The following is an 18,723-nucleotide window of genomic DNA, read 5'->3' as shown; positions in this document are numbered from 1 at the left end:
TTTTTGCGAAGTCCTGGATGTAACGGGTGTATAAGAAATCTGTCGGAGGCTCAAGCAGCCAATATTGCCTTGCTAGAAGGGATCTCACTCAGAGGGTCTGTCAAGAATTTTGTGTAAAATCCCTGAGCCGACCCTTGACATAATTCCTGATGAATGCTATATTTATTTATGCAATCAGGACAGGTCGGGGCGTGGCGCAGTCCGGAAGCGCACTTGAATGGGGTTCAAGTGGTCGCTGGTTCAAATCCAGTCGCCCCGACCAATTTTGTATACGGGATATCCCGGTTTAATCCTCCCCAAAGGCTTGAACCCATGCAGATTCAAACGGGAAAGCTTTCAAACGGTCATCTCCTAGGAGTTATCATTGCCTTTCTTCTCGCCGTTCTCCTCTCCTTCGAGATAGGGGTCAGGGTCGGACGAATGGAGGATAGAACCAAGTCGAGCGCCGGAACGGCCATCTCACCTCCAGATCAAGTGCCAAACCTGCCTGTTCCTGCCCGTCCGACATCCACTCGTCAACGGGCGGGTCAGCAACCGGCACAACCGAAACCACGTGAGGGGATGAAGGTAACACCTCGTCTCCAACCTCCAAGTGCAAGTAAAGGTTACACGATCCAATTGGGAGCCTTTATCTCACCTGAAAGGGCCTCCAACTTGGCTGAGGAGTTAAGGGGGAAAGGATATGAGGCGAGGGTGAAGTACCGAAATAATTTTCATAGGGTTTTCGTGGGATACTTCAATACCAGGTCTGAAGCGAAACAGTTCGCCGAAAGGATGAGGGAAAATCTGGGGTTCAAGAGATATGTGCTGACAAAACCTTAAGGTATGAGGTGAAGGGGTAAAGTGAAACAGGTGAAGGTCGGTCTTATAGGATGGGGAACCATCGGGGTCGGGGTCTCCAGGATATTGCTCGAAAGGCCCGATCTGATAGAGGAGAAGGTGGGAGTGCCTATCAGACTCGTCAGGATAGCCGATCTGGATATCTCGACGCCCAGAGGTATACAGGTCGATAGATCCATGCTGACCACCGATGCCGAGGTGGTTTTAAACGATCCGGAGATAGATGTGGTCATCGAGCTTATAGGTGGCATAGAGCCGGCGAAAAGTTTCATATTGAAGGCGATCCGCGGCGGGAAGCATGTGGTGACGGCCAACAAGGCCCTGTTGGCTCAACACGCATCTGAGCTTTTCTCCGAAGCATATAAGGCGGGCGTCAACCTGTATTTCGAAGGCAGCGTCGGCGGGGGGATACCCATCATCAAATCCCTGCGTGAAGGGTTGCTGGCCAACCGGATCAGATCGATCTACGGAATCATAAACGGCACGGCGAACTACATCCTCACCAAGATGACCGAGGAAGGAAGCGATTTTCAGGAGGCCCTCGGCGAGGCCCAGCGCAACGGCTATGCCGAGGCCGATCCCACATATGATGTGGAGGGATACGATGCCGCTCATAAGATAACGATCCTCTCCTCCCTTGCCTATGGCGGAAAGGTCAAGCTGGATGACGTCTACGTCGAGGGGATCACGAAGGTTACGCCCAAGGATATACAGTATGCGGGCGAGTTGGGATATGTGATCAAGCTCCTCGCTATCTCAAAGTTCCACGACGGCAGGGCGGAGGTCAGGGTTCACCCCACGTTGCTTCCTCAAAAGAGCATGCTCGCAAGCGTCAGAGGGGTTTTCAACGGGATATATGTTGTGGGAGATGCCGTGGGGGCGACCATGTTCTACGGCCAAGGGGCCGGTAGGATGCCTACGGCGAGCGCCGTAACAGCCGATATAGTCGATATAGCCCGAAGGATCATCTCCAAAGCGCCGCCCCATATCCCCCTTTGCTGGAGACCTGATTCGCCGAAGATCGACGTGATGGATATAGAGGAGTGTGAAAGCAGATATTACGTCAGATATATCGTCGTCGACAGGGCCGGCGTGCTGGCTCAGATCTCAGGCATCCTCGGAAGACATAATATCAGCATCGCCTCCGTTATACAGAAGGAGAGCTATGACGAGGAGTCAGTTTACTTGGTGATGATGACGCACAAGGCCAGTGAGAGGGCGATGAGACAGGCGATGGAGGAGATAGATCGGCTTGACGTGGTCAGGGCGAAAAGCATGGTCATAAGGGTCGAGATGGAGGAGTAGAGATGAAGGTATGGCGAGGGGTTATAGAGGCTTACAGGGAGTTTCTGCCGGTGAGCGACTCCACCCCAGTGATCACGCTTAACGAGGGAAACACACCGCTCATAAAGGCGGGCAGGCTCAGGGAAGCTATAGGGGCGCCGATCGAGCTATACCTGAAGTATGAGGGGACGAACCCGACGGGATCTTTCAAGGATCGGGGTATGACGGTGGCCGTATCGAAGGCCGTCGAGGAGGGGGCCAAGGCGGTCATGTGCGCCTCCACGGGCAACACGTCCGCCTCAGCGGCGGCATATGCGGCGAGGGCCGGCATAACCGCCGCCGTGCTCATCCCCAAAGGCGCCATCGCCATGGGTAAGCTCGCTCAGGCGCTCATACACGGAGCTAAGGTTATCGCCATCGAGGGGAACTTCGATGACGCCCTGAGCCTTGTTCGATCCATAACCTCCAAGTACCCGATAACGCTGGTTAATTCGATCAACCCTTATAGGATCGAGGGGCAGAAGACGGGAGCCTTCGAGATATGCGATCAGCTTGGAAGGGCTCCGGATTATCACGCCATCCCCGTCGGCAACGCGGGGAACATCACCGCCTACTGGAAGGGATACAAGGAGTATAAGGCGGCGGGCGGGGTCGATTCCCTGCCGAAGATGATCGGGTTTCAGGCGGAGGGGGCGGCGCCGATAGTCAGAGGTTATCCGATAAAGAACCCACAGACGATCGCCACGGCGATCAAAATAGGAAACCCCGCAAGCTGGAAATACGCCGAGGCCGCTAGGGATGAATCGGGCGGGCTCATAGATACGGTCTCGGACGACGAGATACTTCAGGCATATAGGATGCTCGCATCGCTGGAGGGTATCTTCGTCGAGCCGGCCTCCGCCGCCTCAGTCGCGGGGGTGATCAAGCTGGCCCGGAAAGGCTTTTTCAAAAGGGGTGAGACGGTGGTATGTGTGCTTACCGGACACGGGCTGAAAGATCCCGATAGGGCCATAGCCTCCGCCGCCGAACCGATCGTGCTGCCCGCCGATGAGGAGGCCGTGGTGGAGAAACTGGAAATCTTATGATGCTATCGGAGAGGGTCAAACGGGAGATCATAGAAGTTATAAATCGGCGTCTGCCGGGCGAAAAACTGGTTATCCTGTTCGGCTCCTTCGCCAGAGGTAAAACGGACAGGATCTCCGATATAGATATAGCCGTATTCGCGGGGAGAAGATTGGAGAGCGATCTATTCGTTGATCTGCAGGAGACCCTGAATGAGGAGGTTCACACGCTCAGAGAGATAGATCTCGTCGATCTTGCCGACGTGCATAGCGACCTGATAGGAAGGGTCTTGGATGAGGGGGTTGTATGGATAAACTCAGAAGGACTTTTGAAAGATTTGAAAGGGCTTTTAGAAAATATGAAGAGGTCGTGAAAACCCCGGCTTTGTTCAGCTTCCTCTCAAAGGAACTGCTCATCGAGGTCACCACGAAGAGGTTCGAGTATACCTATGAATCCATGTGGCAGTCATTACGTGAATACCTGAGAGGTCTAGGGATGGAGGTCAACTCACCGCTGAGATGCTTCAAAGAGGCTTTTAAAGAAGGACTTATACCTGAGGAGAATGAGGGGATGTTTTCTGAAATCGTGAGGAAGCGTAATGAGATAGTTCACATCTACGATGAGGAAAAAGCACAGGAGATCTTCATGTATATCGGTTCGGATGAGGTGTACAACGCCATAAGATCGCTCTATGAAACCCTTAAACGTAAGATCTCGGAGGAAAAGGGATGAAATTCGCGATAGTGATCGGCGACGGAATGGCAGATGAGAGGATCGATTCGCTCGGCGGTCGCACGCCGCTCCAGGCCGCCGATACGCCGAACTTCGACCGAATAGTCCAGAGGGGGAGCTTGGGAAGCGCTATTACCATACCCCGGGACATGCACCCGGGGAGCGATGTCGCAAACTTAACGATAATGGGATATGATCCGCATCTGTACTATACCGGCAGAGGGCCGCTTGAGGCAGCGAATATCGGCGTTAAGCTCTCCGAAGGGGATGTGGCCTTCAGATGCAACCTCGTCACGCTGGAGGGGAGCATCCTGAGGGATTACAGCGCGGGGCGTATAACCACCCAAGAGGCGACCAGGATCATAGAGTCACTCTCTCAAGCCTTGAAAGGAACGGGATACAAAAGTATAATTTCCTTCTACGCGGGCACACAATACAGACATCTGATGGTTTGGAGGGAGGGGAAGGAGGGAGCCAAGACCACGCCGCCCCACGACATCATGGGAGAGCCCTTTGAGGAGTATCTGCCTGAAGGGGAAGGGGCTGATGTGTTGAACGAATTGATAAGGTGGTCGTGGAGGGTGCTCAGAGATCACCCAGTCAACGTCAGACGTATCGCTGAGGGGAAATATCCCGCAAACAGCATCTGGTTGTGGGGACAGGGGAGAGCTCCGAGGATGCCGAAGTTCCAGGAGAGATATGGGCTGAACGGGGCGGTTATCTCCGCCGTGGATCTCATAAAGGGGATCGGCATATATGCCGGATTGAGACCCATAGAGGTGCCGGGGGCGACCGGATATGTGGATACGGACTACAGGGCGAAGGCCGAATATGCCCTCAGAGCCCTTGAGGAGGATGATCTGGTCTACCTACACGTCGAAGCTCCGGATGAGGCATCGCATGAGGGAGACCTCCGGCTGAAGATACGGGCGATTGAGGAGGTGGACGAAAAGGTCGTCGGAACCCTGTTGGAAGGTATGGAAGGGTTCGGCGATTACAGGATAATGATCATAACCGATCACTTCACGCCGATCTCCATGAGAACCCACAGGCACGGTGCAGTGCCGTTTGCAGCCTGCGGCTCGGGGATAAAACACAACGGCTTTGAAAGCTTCTGCGAAGAGGAGGCATCGCGGAGCGATCTCCGCTTTGAGGAAGGCTGGAAGCTGATGGACTGGTTCCTATCAAATCGGGAGTAGGGGAAAATGGGGATTATAGTCCAAAAGTACGGTGGCTCATCGGTGGCCGATGCCGAAAAGATAAAGCATGTGGCAAATCGGATCGTCCGTACCAAGGAACAGGGGCATGATGTGGTGGTGGTCGTCTCAGCTATGGGCAAGACGACGGACGAGCTGATCGCCCTGGCCAAATCCATCTCGCCCAACCCCCCCGAAAGGGAGATGGACATGTTGCTTGCGACGGGGGAACAGGTTTCGATCGCTTTGGTGGCGATGGCGATACACGAGTTGGGACATGAGGCGATCTCACTCACCGGTCCCCAGGTGGGCATAATCACCGATAGTTCCTTCAGCAAGGCCCGGATCAGGCATGTCAACACGGATAGGATCATGGAATCCCTCAGGCAGGGGAAGATAGTGGTTGTGGCGGGGTTTCAGGGTGTGACGATGGACGGCCATATAACCACGCTCGGTCGCGGCGGGTCTGACACGACCGCCGTCGCATTAGCGGCTGCCTTGGGGGCATCAGTTTGCGATATATTCACGGACGTGGATGGGGTATATACCGCCGATCCGAGGATAGTAAGAGATGCTAGGAGGATCGACGTCATCTCCTATGAGGAGATGCTGGAACTGGCCAGTTTGGGGGCGAAGGTGCTTCATTCCCGTTCCGTGGAGCTCGCTCGGAAGTTCAACGTTCCCCTCAGGGTGAGGTCGACATTTTCAGATGACGAGGGAACGAAGGTTATGGGGGAGACCAAGATGATGGAAGACATTGTGGTCAGCGGGGTGGCGGCCGATAAGAATCAGGCGAAGATATCGCTCATCGGCGTGCCGGATAGACCCGGCGTCGCCGCCAAGGTGTTCCAGACCCTCTCGGCGAACAACATAAACGTGGATATGATCATCCAAAACGCCAGCATCGAGGGGATCACCGATATGTCCTTCACCGTCGCCGAAACCGAGCTACATAAGGCGATAGAGGTGGTCGAGGGATTGAAGGAGGAGCTGAACTTTAAGGGGGTGGTCTGGGACAGAAACGTCGCAAAGGTCTCGGCCGTGGGGATAGGCATGCGAAGTCATGCCGGTGTGGCAGCGAGGATGTTTAAGGCTTTGGCCGATCGTGGGATCAACATACAGATGATAAGCACGTCGGAGATAAAGATCTCCTGCGTGATCGAAAAACAGTTCGCCGATCAGGCAGTAAGGGCTATACACGATGCTTTCGAACTCGGCAAAAAAGAGGAGTAACCTCAGGTTCAAGCTTAAGGATATCGAGGAAAACGGCTTTAAGGAGATGGACTTCGAATGTCGTTACGAGGAACTGGAGCTGTTCTTCGACGACACGAAGTTCCTCAACCCTATTAAGGTGCACGTCCAGGCCTTCAGACAGGGAGAGGATGTCTTCGCGAGGTTCGATGTTGATTTTACCGTCATCCAGGAGTGTAGGAGATGCCTGGAACCTTTCGAGGAGAAGCTTCACACCCACTTTGAGCTCCAGTACCGTCCCCTTAAAGAGGGGGAGGTGGTGGACGAGTTTCAGGATGAGGCCGAGGGGATAAGCCGGTATAGGGAAGAGGTGATAAATATAGCCGACGACGTCCGGAAATACATCGTCTTGGAGATACCCCTCTGGCCTCTGTGTGACGAAAACTGTAAAGGGCTTTGCCCATACTGCGGCCAAAATCGAAACTACCACGACTGCGATTGTGAGGAGAAGGAGAGGTTGAAATCCTCCAAGTTCGCAGTGTTGGCGGACCTGATCAAATAGAAGGGAGGTTTTCCGAAGATGGCAGTTCCGAAGAGGAGAACTTCAAAGAGCAGAAAGAGGATGCGCCAGAGCCACCACGCTCTTCCGCGTAAATCGCTTTCCATCTGTCCTAACTGCCATGAGCCCAAGATGCCCCACAGGATATGCCCCAGGTGCGGATATTATAAGGGGCAACAATACATTGAGACGGAAGAGTAAAGCTCAGCCATGAGAGTCGCCGTTGATGCCATGGGGGGTGATTATGCCCCCGGCGCGATCGTCGAGGGAGCCATAGAGGCGTCCAGATCCTATGGCATCGAGGTTTTACTCGTCGGCAAACCCGAGGCCATAGAGGAGGAGATCTCCAGACTGAAAAGGCACGGCGGATTGGATGGGGCGAAGTTTCAGATCATTCCCGCCGATGAGGTCGTTGAGATGGACGACGATCCGCTCCATGCCGTGCGTCATAAACGTAACTCCTCTATGGCCGTTGCCCTGAGGGCGGTGAAATCGGGCGAAGCCGACGCCTTCGTCAGCGCCGGAAGCACCGGTGCAGCCTACGGCATCGCAAGGGCCATCCTGGGTAGGGTCAGAGGTGTCACCAAGCCGGCCATAGCGGTCGTGATGCCGAACGTGAGGGATCAAACGGTCGTTATCGATGCCGGCGCCAATGTGGATTGCTCGCCGAAAGACCTGGCCGAATTCGCCGTCATGGGGAGCATATACAGCGAGCTCATCCTGGGCAAATCCTCCCCCCGCGTCGGCCTACTGAATATCGGAACCGAGGAGATCAAGGGAAACGATCTGGTCTTCGGCGCGAGACCGCTCCTGAGGAAGGCTCCGATCAACTTCATCGGCGATGTTGAGGGACGCGATGTGATGGCGGGAACGGTCGATGTGGTGGTATGTGATGGCTTCATCGGAAACGTGATTCTCAAATTCGGCGAGGGAATGGCGGATATGGTGGTCAGACTCCTCAAAAACGAGCTTTCAACCACCCTGCTTTCCAAGATCGGGGCGGCGTTGATAAGACGTAGGTTCGAAAATCTCAAGGCCAAGCTGGATTACACCGAATACGGAGGTGCTCCGCTATTGGGCATAAACGGAGCCTGTATAATCGCTCACGGCAGCTCCTGCCCGAACGCCATCAAAAACGCCGTTCGGGTCGCGTCCGAATATGTCGAAAGGGGAATAAACCGTCAAATCGAAGGAAGGCTTAAGGGATGAGAGGATGTTGAGAGCGGCTATAATCGGCACCGGATCGGCGGTGCCGGAGAAGATCCTGACTAACTTCGACCTCGAGAAGATGGTCGACACCTCCGATGAATGGATAAGGCGGAGGACGGGCATAGTCGAGCGGAGGATAGCCGACGAGAACACCGCCAGCTCCGACCTGGGTTTCTTGGCGGCACAGAGGGCGATCGAAGACGCCGGCGTCGATCCGCTGGATCTGGAGGCGGTGATCGTATCGACCGTCACTCCGGATCATTTCTTCCCCTCCACCGCCTGCATCATACAGGGCAGGCTCGGAGCGAGGAACGCGGGGGCCTTCGACCTTCTAGCCGGATGTTCAGGCTTCTCCTATGCCCTCGCCATAGCCGACAGTTTCATCCGAACGGGGATGATGAAAACGCTTCTGGTGATCGCCGCCGAGACCCTCACCAAGGTCACCGATTGGACCGACAGGAGCACCTGCGTGCTTTTCGGGGACGCCGCCGGGGCGGCGGTGGTCAGCGCCACAGAGGAGGATAGAGGGATATTGAGCTCCTTCCTGGGGGCGGCCGGCGAATACTCCGATCCTTATCTTTTGGGGGTGCCCGCCGGCGGGTCACGTATGCCTGCTACCTGTGAAACGGTCGAAAGGAGGCTCCATTACCTCAAGATGCGGGGAAAGGAGGTGTTTAAGCTGGGGGTTAGGATGATGCCCGAGGCCGGCTTTAAGGCGCTGGAGATGGCCGGGTTGACCCCCCAGGACGTGGATCTGCTCATACCTCATCAGGCCAACATACGAATCATAGATGTCGTCGGCGAAAAACTCGGTATCCCCAAAGAGAAGGTCTACGTCAACGTGGACCGATACGGAAACACCTCCTCCGCCACCGTCGCCGTCGCACTCGATGAGGTCAGAAGGAACGGTATAGTAGGGGAAGGAGATGTCATACTGATGGTTACTTTTGGCAGCGGCATGACGTATGCCGGAACGGTGATAAGGCTCTGAGGTGCCCCCATGGGAAAGGTTGCTTTCCTCTTCCCCGGTCAGGGATCGCAGAAGGTCGGGATGGGCAGATCGTTATACGAGGGATTCCCCGAATCCAGAGAGGTCTTCGATCTGGCCGATGAGATCCTGGGCTTTAAGCTTTCAAAGCTTTGCTTCGAAGGGCCTGAGGAGAAGCTGAGGGAGACGAGGTACACCCAGCTGGCCGTGATGGTATGCAGCATAGCGGCCTTTAAGGCGCTTGAGGGGATAGGGATGCTTCCGGAAGGCGTGGCGGGGCATAGCTTGGGCGAATATTCGGCGCTCGTCGCCGCCGGGGCGATCGATTTCGCCGATGCTCTGAGGGCCGTCAGCGCCAGGGCACAGGCGATGTCTGAGGCTGCGGAGGCAAACCCCGGAACCATGGCCGCCGTGATAGGGCTAGATCAAGAGAGGCTCTCACGAATATGTCGGGATGCATCGGCGGATGGTCTCGTGGTTATGGCGAACTTCAACTCCCCCGAGCAGATCGTCATATCCGGGGAGAAGGAGGTGGTCAGGAGGGCGATGGATCTGGCGAAATCCGCCGGCGCCCGTAGGTGCGTGCCGCTGAGGGTCAGCGGAGCCTTCCACTCGCCCTTGATGAAGCCCGCGGGGGAGAAGCTGGCGGTGGTTCTGGGCGCGATCCAATTTAACCCTCCGAAGTTTAAATTCGTGGCGAACGTGACAGGGGATTTCACCTCAGATCCCGATGAGATCAGATCGCTCCTGATAAAACAGATCACCAATCCGGTAAGATGGACGGATTCGATCCAGAAGCTGGTCGACGCGGGATTCGATACCTTCGTGGAGGTCGGTCCCGGCAGAGTCCTTTCGGGACTGGTTGCCAAGATAGATCGAAATCTCAGGACGATCTCCGTCGAGGGGACGGAGGATGTCGAGAGGATAAGGGGTATGATATGATCCTAAAGGACAAGGTTGCCATCATCACCGGCTCGGCTAGGGGTATAGGCAAATCCATAGCCACACTCTTCGCCCGACAGGGCGCCAAGGTTGTCATAAGCGATATCGCAGACGAGATCGGGGAGAAAACGGCACAGGAGATAAAAGAGCTTGGAGGCGAAGCGATCTACCTACACTGCGACGTCTCCGATTCGGAGGATGCCGAGAGGTTGATCAGCTCAACCGTTGAAAGTTTCGGTAGATTGGATATCTTGGTTAACAACGCGGGGATCACACGCGATTCGCTGTTGGTCAGGATGAAGGATGAGGACTGGAATCAGGTTATCTCAATCAATCTCACGGGAACCTTCAACTGCACCAGGTCAGCGGCGAAGGTGATGATGAGGCAGAGGAACGGCTGTATAATCAACATCGCCTCGGTGGCCGGCATAATGGGAAACGTCGGTCAGGTGAATTACTCCGCCTCAAAGGCCGGTGTGATAGGTATCACTAAGTCAGCGGCCAGGGAGCTGGCGAGGAGAGGTGTCCGGGTTAACGCCATCGCTCCCGGATTTATCATGACCGAGATGACCGCCAAGCTTCCGGAGGCCGAAAGGGAGAGGATATTGGAGATGGTGCCGCTTGGAAAACCCGGCACACCTGAAGATGTGGCCAATGTCGCTCTATTCTTGGCCTCAGATGCCGCCAGATATATAACCGGTCAGGTTATTCGGGTTGACGGCGGCATGGTTATGGGATAACATCTATGGGCGAAAATCTTTCGTCCATAATACGGGTGAAAGATTTTTCGCCCCTAACTAACTTCGGCAGGAGGTAAGTAAGGTGAACGTAGAGGAAAAAGTCAAGGAGATAATCGCCGAGCAGCTCCAGGTTGACGCTGAAAGGGTCACCCCAGAGGCTTCCTTCATCGATGATCTCGGAGCCGACTCGCTCGATACCGTCGAACTGGTCATGGCGTTCGAGGAAGCCTTCGACATCGAGATCCCAGATGAGGACGCTGAAAAGATCAGAACCGTCGGGGACGCCATAAATTACATAAAAGATCGTATTGAGGAATGATAAGGGGACAAAGGGACATGGGGACAAGGGGAGAGATTTCCTTGTCTCCCCTTCCCCTTGTCACAATGTTTTTAACGGCGGTCGGCGGACAGCCGACGGTGGACATCCCTTGAGAGGTAAACCCTGTGGAACGAGTGGTCATCACTGGAATAGGTGTGGTCACACCCATAGGATCGGGCAAGGACAAGTTTTGGGATGCTCTATGCAAGGGGGAAAACGGAATCGATAGGCTCACGAAATTTGATCCAACCCCATTCCGCTCTCAGATGGCGGGCGAGGTGAAGGATTTCGATCCGATACAGTTTATGGATCCCAAGGATGTCAGGAGGCTTCCGACCTTCATCCAGTTTGCCATGGGCTGCGCGGTCATGGCGAAGGAGGACGCGGGGCTGAACCTCGGATCGCTCGATCTGACCCGCGTGGGCGTCTCGGTCGGCTCGGGCATCGGCGGGATCGAGGTTATAGAGGAGCAACATAGAATACTTCTGGAAAAAGGGCCTCGCAGGGTTAGCCCCTTCTTCGTCCCGTTTGAGATAATCAACATGGCTGCCGGTAAGATCGCCATCCAGTTCGGCCTTAAAGGGCCGAATCTAGCCTCAGTCACGGCCTGCGCGACCAGCAATCATGCCATAGGCGAGGCGTTCAGGATAATCCAGAGGGGCGATGCAGATGTGATGTTCGCCGGAGGAACGGAGGCGGCTCTAACCCCCCTGAGCTTCGCTGGTTTCTGCTCCATGAAGGCGCTTTCGACGAGAAACGAGGACCCCAAACACGCCAGTCGTCCTTTCGATAGGAAACGAGACGGATTTGTCATGAGCGAGGGGGCAGGTGTGCTGATCCTGGAATCGCTATCTCACGCCCTCAGGAGGGGGGCTGAGATATACGCCGAACTGATCGGATATGGGATGAGCTGTGATGCCTTCGATATGGTCCATCCCGACGATGAGGGCGAGGGCGCCGCTCTCGCCATGCTCAACGCCATCAAGGACGCGGGGATCTCTCCCCAGGAGGTGGAATACATAAACGCTCACGGGACATCAACCCTCATCGGCGATCCCGTCGAGACGAGGGCGATCAAGAGGGTGTTCGGCCCTTACGCCTACTCCCTGCCTATCAGCTCGACTAAATCGATGACCGGCCATATGCTTGGAGCCACCGGGGCGGTTGAACTGGCCGCATGTCTGATGACGATCGGAAGGGGAGTTATACCACCCACCATAAACTATGAGATACCTGATCCGGAGTGTGACCTCGATTACGTGCCCAATATGCCGAGACAGAAGGACGTGAGGATCGCCATGTCGAACGCCTTCGGGTTTGGAGGGCATAACGCTACGCTCATCGTCAAGATGTTCGAAGGCTGAAGATGAGATGGATGAGTTTATCGAGAGGATAAAGGAACTTGAGCGGAAATTGGGATACAGGTTTCACGATCCCCAACTGCTTGGGCTCGCCATGACCCATAAATCCTTCGCTCGTAAAGCCGGAGAACATAACGAGAGGCTGGAGTTCCTGGGAGATGCCGTCCTGGATATGATCGTCTGCTCATACCTCTATGAGGCGTTCGAGGAATACAGCGAAGGGGAGCTATCGAAGCTGCGTTCCGCCCTCGTCAATCAAAAAACGCTGGCGAAATGCGCCAAGAGCTTGGGATTGAACTCCTACATAAGGCTCGGACGAAGCGAACTGAAGGAGAGATGTGCCGAACGTAATTCCATTCTCGCTTCGACCTTCGAGGCGCTTGTGGGGGCGGTATATCTGGATGGGGGACTATCAAAGGCGAGGGAGTTCGTCCTGAAAACGGTCATCAGATATATGTGGCAAACCGGCTTGGATCGAGATCGGATCAAGCACGATTTCAAGTCCGCCCTCCAGGTGAAATGGCAATCATTGGCCAAAATGCCTCCTGTCTATCGCGTCATTTCGGAAAGCGGCCCGGATCACGACAAGAGCTTCGAGGTGGAGGTATACCTGGCCAATATACCTTACGGCAGGGGTGTCGGCAAGAGCAAGAAGGAGGCCGAACAAAACGCCGCTCGCCAGGCGCTCAAAGCCCTTCAGGCCGAGGAGTCGGAGGATGTTCGAGGAGAGAAGGTATAGAGGGTGGGTCAGAAGCGAGGATCTTCATACCTTCCAGGTGATCGAAGATGAGACCGATCTCTTGATCTCCGTGGATCGATCGGCTTCTATCGAGGACGCTAAATCCGTCGCCAGAGATGCCGTCTCACGATATAGGGCACAGCTTAAGGAATACATACGCCGATCTCCCGGCTTTCTGGAATCCCTCTCGCCCATCCCTCCGCTTGAAGGGGCTCCTGAGATAGTCCTCGCCATGATCGAGGCGGCTGAAAAAGCGGGCGTGGGACCGATGGCCGCTGTCGCGGGAGCCATAGCCGAGTTCGTCGGACGAGATCTGATGGGACTTAGCCGAGAGGTGATAGTCGAAAACGGCGGCGACATCTTCATCCTCACCTCTAAATCCAGATCCATAGGCCTGTATGCCGGAAACTCCCCGTTCACGGGAAAACTCGCATTCAGAATCGATCCAGAGGACACCCCCCTAGGGGTGTGCACCTCATCCGGAACGGTCGGACATTCCCGTAGTTTTGGGAGAGCTGATTCGGTGACTGTATTCTCCAAATCAACGCCCCTCGCCGATGCCGTGGCGACGGCGACCGGAAATATCGTCGACACCCCTGCGGACATCGAGCTCGGCATCAGCTTCGCCAGATCGATCCCTGGAGTTCTGGGGGTAATCATAGTGGTCGGCGATAAAATCGGCATCTGGGGAAATATCGTAAGGCTAAATCGAGGAGGTAGATATGGAAGAGAAAGACGAAGGACAACAAGAGGAGACCCGGCCTGAATCGGATCTGCTCTCACTCCTGGAGAGCAAGGTGATGCAGGCTGTCGAACTGATCGAGCGGCTCAGGGAGGAAAACGATCAACTCAGGTCGGAGGCCGAAAGGCTTCAAAACGAGATCGCACTGCGAGATGAGAGGATCAGGGATCTGGAGGGCAAAATCCAGGAATTGCTCCATTTCGCCGACGAGATCGAAAGGTTCAAACGGGAAAGACAGGAGATAAGGGAGAGACTTCAGGCGATAATCAGCCTGCTTGAGGACACATCAGGTGTTGTGTAGGGGCGAAAGATTTTTCGCCCGTACTTTCGTTTAGAAAACCACCGAGGAGGTTAACGAATGGCCTATGAGATCGAGTTTAAGATACAAAACGGCATGCATGACTGCGTTCAAACCCCGGTCACGATCGCCCTTGAAAAGAGAGGGGAATTCAAATCGATAAGGCTTATCAACCTCACAAACGGCTCCGTCGTGCCGTGTCAGTGGGAGGAGGAGGGAAAGACCGTCCTCCTAAGCTGGATAGTAAGCGGCATGCCTGCCGAGGCGACCCATGCATACAAAGCCGAGTTCCTGGACGAGGAGATCGAAACCGACCTTCCGATGGTAACCCTAAAAGAGGATGAATGGAGGGTTGAGGTCGAAATAGGTGGAGAACCCTTCACGGTTTACAACTTCAATCCCGAAGTCGCACGTCCTTACTTTTATCCCCTCATCGGTCCTTACGGAAAGCGGGTGACCCGTGGGTATCCGATGGAGGATATCCCAGGCGAGAGACAGGACCATCCTCATCATAGATCCTTCTATGTCGCTTACGGAGACGTCAACGGCGTCGATAACTGGAGCGAGGGGAAGGGCCACGGATGGACGATCCACAGAAGGTTCGAAAAGCTCATAAGCGGTCCGGTCTACGCCAGGATAGTCGCCCTGAGCGACTGGATGGGGCCCGATAAAAGGACCAAGATCATGGAGGAGATCAGGGACGTCAGGATCTACAACGTCGGCCCCGACAGACTCCTCGACATGGAGGTGACCTTCGTCGCCACCGAGGGGGATGTGCTGTTCGGCGATACCAAGGAAGGGGGCATCGCCTCGATCAGAGTCGCCACGTCCATGGATGTGCCCAATGGCGGGAAGATCGAGAACTCCTTCGGCGGGATAAACGAGGCCGAGACGTGGGGCAAACGGGCACATTGGTGCGATTATTCGGGATTGGTCGAGGATAAGATGGTGGGCATAGCCATATTCGATCATCCCGAGAGCTTCCGCCATCCCACATGGTGGCATGTCAGGAACTACGGCCTGATGACGGCCAATCCGTTCGGCCTATCCTATTTCTACAATGATCCAAACCGACGAGGGGATTACACGCTCAAAGCAGGTGAGAAGCTCAAATTCAAATACCGGCTCTACATCCACAGGGGAGACGCCGCCTTCGCGAGGGTCTCGGAGAGATACAACAACTTCGTCAACCCGCCGAAGATTTAGCCTTCAACTATCAGGGATACGTGCTGCTGTTTCCATGCAGCAGCACGTAAAAGCTTAAGTAGAGACGATGCCCAGCTTGGCACAGCGGCCGCTATCCCGTCCCTCCTGACTATTCTATCCCCATCAGCTCGGTCATGGCCCTCTTCGGATTGATCCTGGGAATTCTCTTCATAAGGGAGCCTATGTCCGCCGTCGATCGTTCGCAGTCTGCCGTTTAGCGGGTCTTGTCCTATCTCAGCCCTCCCATACGGTGGCGTTCATTCCAGGTTTGAGTATTCCTGAGGGGTTTTTGATCTCCGTTGTGACTTTGGGGGAAGACTACCCCTCGGAAACCTCTCTGCTGTGACTCGCGCTGAGGGTTCAGCGCGAGTTTTCCACCCTAAAACGCGTCTTATATTATGGGAAGCAAATCGCTCATATTGTCGTTAAGTGTAGCGAGGATCTGAAAGACCTATCGGCTATCATCTTAACGTCCGCGGTCGGCTGCCCGCCGTCCGCCGTTTTTTCATGGACGGTATCCGTCCGAAAACGTCGGAAGGTTGCAGGTGATGATGAGGATCGTAGGGGAGGATAAAACGTTCAGGGCGGAAGTTGAGAAGGCCATGAAAGCCGCATCAACCGATCGCCCTGTGCTCATAGCCGGCGAGACCGGAACGGGCAAAGATCTGCTTGCAAGACACATCCATGCATGGAGCAAAAGGAAGGACAAACCCTTCAAAGTGGTGAGCTGTGGAAACCTGAAGGGCGAACTGCTTGAGGTGGAGCTGTTCGGAAGCGAAAGGGGAGCTTTCACAGGCGCAGTAGCGAAAAGAGGGCTGGTCGAGGAGACGGATGGGGGAGTGCTGTTCCTCAACGAGATAGATCTCATCTCACCAACCGTTCAGGGGAAACTGTTGAGGTTCGTTGAGGAGGGGCGGTTTAGGAGGGTTGGAGGGGTGAAGGATAGGGAGGTCGATGTGAGACTGATCACCGCGACCAATGCCGATCTGAGAGGGCTTGTGGAGGAGGGGAGGTTCCGCAGGGATCTGTATCATCGTCTAGGGGTGATCGAGATCCATCTACCTCCGTTGCGTGATAGAGGGGATGATGTGCTCCTGCTGGCTTGGTATTTCCTGGAGGAGATATGTGCATCTCAGGGGTCCCTCGAAAGAGGCTTACCTCCGAGGCGGAATCGGTGTTGTTGAGCCACAGGTGGGATGGGAACGTGAGGGAGTTGAAGAATCTGATGGAAAGGTTGGTGGTGTTGTGTGATGAGGAGCTCATCACAAAGGATATGCTCCTTGAACATATGGAGCTGAGAGAGAAGAGGAAAGTTGAGATAAGATTCAGTAAGATACCCAGCTTGGATGAGGTGATTGAGGAGTATCTGAGGGTGGTGCTGGGGGAGATGGGGGGAAAGAAGAAGCCTGCGGCGAGGGCCATGAGGATCTCCCTCAACAGGTTGAAAAGGCTGATGGAGAAACATGGCATCTGATTCAAGGTGTCCAAAATGGACACCTGGGGTGTCCGAAACGGACACCCTGAACGAGCTCAGCATTCATGGGGCTTAAGTTGGCCTTCTTGCGGGAGATCCTGAAAAGAGGGTGTCCGAAATGGACACCCTGTAAAGGCCCTGAGATATCCGTGATGCCGTCTGAGATTTAAGAATCATCCCTTCAAAACCCTTATGGTGACTGGATTTGAAGGGGATGAAGGAAAGCTCGTTTGAGAGTTGGCATGGATTTTGTTATAGCTGAGGTAAACCTCCACCGATGTTGGCTGTGAACCATGCAGATATCAGTGGTAATGCCGTGCTTAAACGAGTCAGCTACCATAGGGATATGCATCGGCAAGGCGAAGATGGCGCTGAAGGAGATGAGAGCGGAAGGGGAGATAATAGTGGCTGACAACGGATCAGGGGATAGTTCCGTTAGAATAGCAGAGTCCCTGGGAGCAAAGGTGATCCATCAGCTCAAAAGGGGGTACGGCAACGCGTGCAGGGCTGGGATAGAGGCTGCCAAGGGGAGATACATCATCATGGGGGATGCCGACGACACGTATGATTTCAGGGAGATACCTAAGTTCGTGGGGATGCTGGATGAGGGATACGATCTTGTGCTGGGCAGCAGGCTGAGGGGGGAGATACTGCCGGGTGCGATGGAGTGGAGTCACAGGTTGGGGAATCTGTTTCTGACGGGCCTGTTGAATCTGCTGTTTAAAGCGGGGGTGTCTGATGCGCATTGTGGGATGCGAGCGTTCAGGAGGGAGGCGTATGAGAGGATGAACCTGAGGAGTGAGGGTATGGAGTTTGCCTCAGAGATGGTGATAGCGGCGGTGGTAAGGGGTATGAGGATAGGAGAGGTTCCGATAAGGTATTACCCGCGGGAAGAAGGATCGAGTTCGAAGCTGAGGGCGCTGAGGGATGGGTGGAGGCATTTGAGGTTTATGCTGGGCTGCTGGGCTTTCGACGTCCGGGGTCCAAATAAATCCTGAGTAGAGCGAGAAAGTATGAGGAGGTTAAAATAATGAGTAAGAAAAGACTATTCCTGGCGGTGTCAGCCCTATTGATGATCAGCTATCTCATCGCTATAGCAGGCAGCCCAAATCCACCATGGCCGGTCGATAGCTCTGATTCAGATCCCGGCTCATTCACGGTGGACGGACAGACCGTGTACGTCAACACTTATATCGCATATAACGCTCTATGGGACGGTAGTTGCTGGAACGTTCGAACATACCACTGGGCTCGCGTCTGGAATCTCCCTGACAATGAAACGTTCACGTGGGAGTTCAGACACCGTCCCGATACCGGCGATGGCTTTATAGCAGGAGATGGGCCGGAGGAGACCAATTAGGGATCTGACGGTGATAGATATGATAAAGAAAGAAATGTAGCAGGAGTATGGGAGCACGATGGGAGCTACTACTCATATCACTCGAATCCTCCTGTAGGGCAAACATGGTCATGGCATCCATACACGGAGATAAGGAAGAACGGTAATTCAGTTGCGTATTGTGATGTCACGATTGTCCTGGGTCATGTCCCCTGATTGTAGCCTGAACCCAGGGAGAGGAGTTAAGACGCCTGAGTCGGAGATCACCTTTCCACTCAGGCGTTTCAATCTACATATTACACTAGGAGAGGAAAGATGCGAGATACATTCCGAGCTTTGATCCTTATCCTCCTTGATATCACCATCTTATCTCCTCCCACCATGGCATACCCCTCTCTTCCAGGAGAAGCTCAGATCATCTTCACCTCCGATAGAGGCGGTGACTATGATATCTATCTGCTGAACGCTCATGGTCTGAGAAATTTGACGAGACATCCCGCCT

The 18,723-nt window shown here is 54.6% G+C and carries 24 protein-coding genes and 1 tRNA gene; all 25 read left to right on the top strand.

What is annotated here, in order from left to right; all coding sequences use genetic code 11:
- The first annotated feature begins 185 nt into the window (after nucleotides 1-185).
- Nucleotides 186-262: transfer RNA gene (locus J7M22_03480), tRNA-Pro, on the top strand.
- Nucleotides 263-312: 50 nt separating this feature from the next.
- Nucleotides 313-822, top strand: coding sequence for an SPOR domain-containing protein (locus J7M22_03475; GenBank protein MCD6505666.1), 510 nt, complete (start codon nucleotides 313-315; stop codon nucleotides 820-822).
- A gap of 21 nt (nucleotides 823-843) precedes the next feature.
- Nucleotides 844-2,145: a homoserine dehydrogenase gene (locus J7M22_03470; GenBank protein ID MCD6505665.1), complete on the top strand. Its 1,302-nt coding sequence runs from the start codon at nucleotides 844-846 to the stop codon at nucleotides 2,143-2,145.
- A 2-nt stretch (nucleotides 2,146-2,147) separates the two neighbouring features.
- On the top strand, nucleotides 2,148-3,209 hold the full coding sequence (locus tag J7M22_03465; GenBank protein MCD6505664.1) for a threonine synthase: 1,062 nt from the start codon (nucleotides 2,148-2,150) through the stop codon (nucleotides 3,207-3,209).
- The gene (locus J7M22_03460; protein MCD6505663.1) at nucleotides 3,206-3,559 is read left to right on the top strand and encodes a nucleotidyltransferase domain-containing protein; all 354 of its coding nucleotides are present in this window, start codon (nucleotides 3,206-3,208) and stop codon (nucleotides 3,557-3,559) included. The genes J7M22_03465 and J7M22_03460 overlap by 4 nt, the downstream gene beginning before the upstream one ends.
- Nucleotides 3,493-3,918 (top strand): nucleotidyltransferase substrate binding protein, encoded by a 426-nt coding sequence (locus J7M22_03455; GenBank protein MCD6505662.1) that lies wholly within the window; start codon nucleotides 3,493-3,495, stop codon nucleotides 3,916-3,918. Before J7M22_03460 ends, J7M22_03455 begins: the two co-directional genes overlap by 67 nt.
- Nucleotides 3,915-5,117 (top strand): cofactor-independent phosphoglycerate mutase, encoded by a 1,203-nt coding sequence (locus J7M22_03450; protein MCD6505661.1) that lies wholly within the window; start codon nucleotides 3,915-3,917, stop codon nucleotides 5,115-5,117. Before J7M22_03455 ends, J7M22_03450 begins: the two co-directional genes overlap by 4 nt.
- A gap of 6 nt (nucleotides 5,118-5,123) precedes the next feature.
- Nucleotides 5,124-6,347, top strand: a complete 1,224-nt coding sequence (locus tag J7M22_03445) for an aspartate kinase (protein ID MCD6505660.1) — start codon at nucleotides 5,124-5,126, stop codon at nucleotides 6,345-6,347.
- Nucleotides 6,316-6,867: a DUF177 domain-containing protein gene (locus tag J7M22_03440; protein ID MCD6505659.1), complete on the top strand. Its 552-nt coding sequence runs from the start codon at nucleotides 6,316-6,318 to the stop codon at nucleotides 6,865-6,867. The genes J7M22_03445 and J7M22_03440 overlap by 32 nt, the downstream gene beginning before the upstream one ends.
- An 18-nt stretch (nucleotides 6,868-6,885) precedes the next feature.
- Nucleotides 6,886-7,065, top strand: a complete 180-nt coding sequence (gene rpmF / locus J7M22_03435; protein ID MCD6505658.1) for a 50S ribosomal protein L32 — start codon at nucleotides 6,886-6,888, stop codon at nucleotides 7,063-7,065.
- Between the two features lie 9 nt (nucleotides 7,066-7,074).
- A complete protein-coding gene (gene plsX, locus J7M22_03430) occupies nucleotides 7,075-8,073 on the top strand; it encodes a phosphate acyltransferase PlsX (GenBank protein MCD6505657.1) in 999 nt (332 codons plus the stop codon).
- 7 nt (nucleotides 8,074-8,080) lie between these two features.
- Entirely contained in the window at nucleotides 8,081-9,064 is a 984-nt protein-coding gene (locus J7M22_03425) for a ketoacyl-ACP synthase III (protein MCD6505656.1), read from the top strand.
- A gap of 9 nt (nucleotides 9,065-9,073) precedes the next feature.
- Entirely contained in the window at nucleotides 9,074-10,003 is a 930-nt protein-coding gene (fabD, locus tag J7M22_03420; GenBank protein ID MCD6505655.1) for an ACP S-malonyltransferase, read from the top strand.
- Entirely contained in the window at nucleotides 10,000-10,743 is a 744-nt protein-coding gene (fabG, locus tag J7M22_03415; protein ID MCD6505654.1) for a 3-oxoacyl-[acyl-carrier-protein] reductase, read from the top strand. Before fabD ends, fabG begins: the two co-directional genes overlap by 4 nt.
- Nucleotides 10,744-10,825: 82 nt before the next feature.
- Nucleotides 10,826-11,062, top strand: a complete 237-nt coding sequence (locus J7M22_03410; GenBank protein ID MCD6505653.1) for an acyl carrier protein — start codon at nucleotides 10,826-10,828, stop codon at nucleotides 11,060-11,062.
- Between the two features lie 125 nt (nucleotides 11,063-11,187).
- Nucleotides 11,188-12,426 carry a beta-ketoacyl-ACP synthase II gene (gene fabF / locus J7M22_03405; protein ID MCD6505652.1) on the top strand — a complete coding sequence of 413 codons (1,239 nt, stop codon included), beginning with the start codon at nucleotides 11,188-11,190 and terminating at the stop codon, nucleotides 12,424-12,426.
- A 19-nt stretch (nucleotides 12,427-12,445) separates the two neighbouring features.
- Nucleotides 12,446-13,162, top strand: a complete 717-nt coding sequence (gene rnc, locus J7M22_03400; GenBank protein ID MCD6505651.1) for a ribonuclease III — start codon at nucleotides 12,446-12,448, stop codon at nucleotides 13,160-13,162.
- Nucleotides 13,140-13,928 carry a UPF0280 family protein gene (locus tag J7M22_03395; protein ID MCD6505650.1) on the top strand — a complete coding sequence of 263 codons (789 nt, stop codon included), beginning with the start codon at nucleotides 13,140-13,142 and terminating at the stop codon, nucleotides 13,926-13,928. Before rnc ends, J7M22_03395 begins: the two co-directional genes overlap by 23 nt.
- Complete coding sequence (zapB, locus tag J7M22_03390) at nucleotides 13,885-14,205, top strand: cell division protein ZapB (GenBank protein MCD6505649.1); 321 nt, start codon at nucleotides 13,885-13,887, stop codon at nucleotides 14,203-14,205. The genes J7M22_03395 and zapB overlap by 44 nt, the downstream gene beginning before the upstream one ends.
- A 57-nt stretch (nucleotides 14,206-14,262) precedes the next feature.
- A complete protein-coding gene (locus J7M22_03385) occupies nucleotides 14,263-15,408 on the top strand; it encodes a PmoA family protein (GenBank protein ID MCD6505648.1) in 1,146 nt (381 codons plus the stop codon).
- Nucleotides 15,409-15,956: 548 nt separating this feature from the next.
- A complete protein-coding gene (locus J7M22_03380; protein ID MCD6505647.1) occupies nucleotides 15,957-16,592 on the top strand; it encodes a sigma-54-dependent Fis family transcriptional regulator in 636 nt (211 codons plus the stop codon).
- The gene (locus J7M22_03375; GenBank protein ID MCD6505646.1) at nucleotides 16,583-16,882 is read left to right on the top strand and encodes a hypothetical protein; all 300 of its coding nucleotides are present in this window, start codon (nucleotides 16,583-16,585) and stop codon (nucleotides 16,880-16,882) included. Before J7M22_03380 ends, J7M22_03375 begins: the two co-directional genes overlap by 10 nt.
- Before the next feature lie 293 nt (nucleotides 16,883-17,175).
- Complete coding sequence (locus J7M22_03370) at nucleotides 17,176-17,880, top strand: glycosyltransferase family 2 protein (protein MCD6505645.1); 705 nt, start codon at nucleotides 17,176-17,178, stop codon at nucleotides 17,878-17,880.
- A 32-nt stretch (nucleotides 17,881-17,912) separates the two neighbouring features.
- Nucleotides 17,913-18,242 carry a hypothetical protein gene (locus J7M22_03365; protein ID MCD6505644.1) on the top strand — a complete coding sequence of 110 codons (330 nt, stop codon included), beginning with the start codon at nucleotides 17,913-17,915 and terminating at the stop codon, nucleotides 18,240-18,242.
- 294 nt (nucleotides 18,243-18,536) lie between these two features.
- A partial coding sequence (locus J7M22_03360; GenBank protein MCD6505643.1) for a hypothetical protein occupies nucleotides 18,537-18,723 on the top strand: 187 nt, incomplete at its 3' end.

The sequence above is a fragment of the Candidatus Poribacteria bacterium genome (assembly GCA_021162805.1).
Lineage (GTDB): Bacteria > Poribacteria > WGA-4E > B28-G17 > B28-G17 > JAGGXZ01.
Note: the sequence above shows the minus strand (reverse complement) of the source record. Positions and strands in the feature narration are given on the sequence as shown.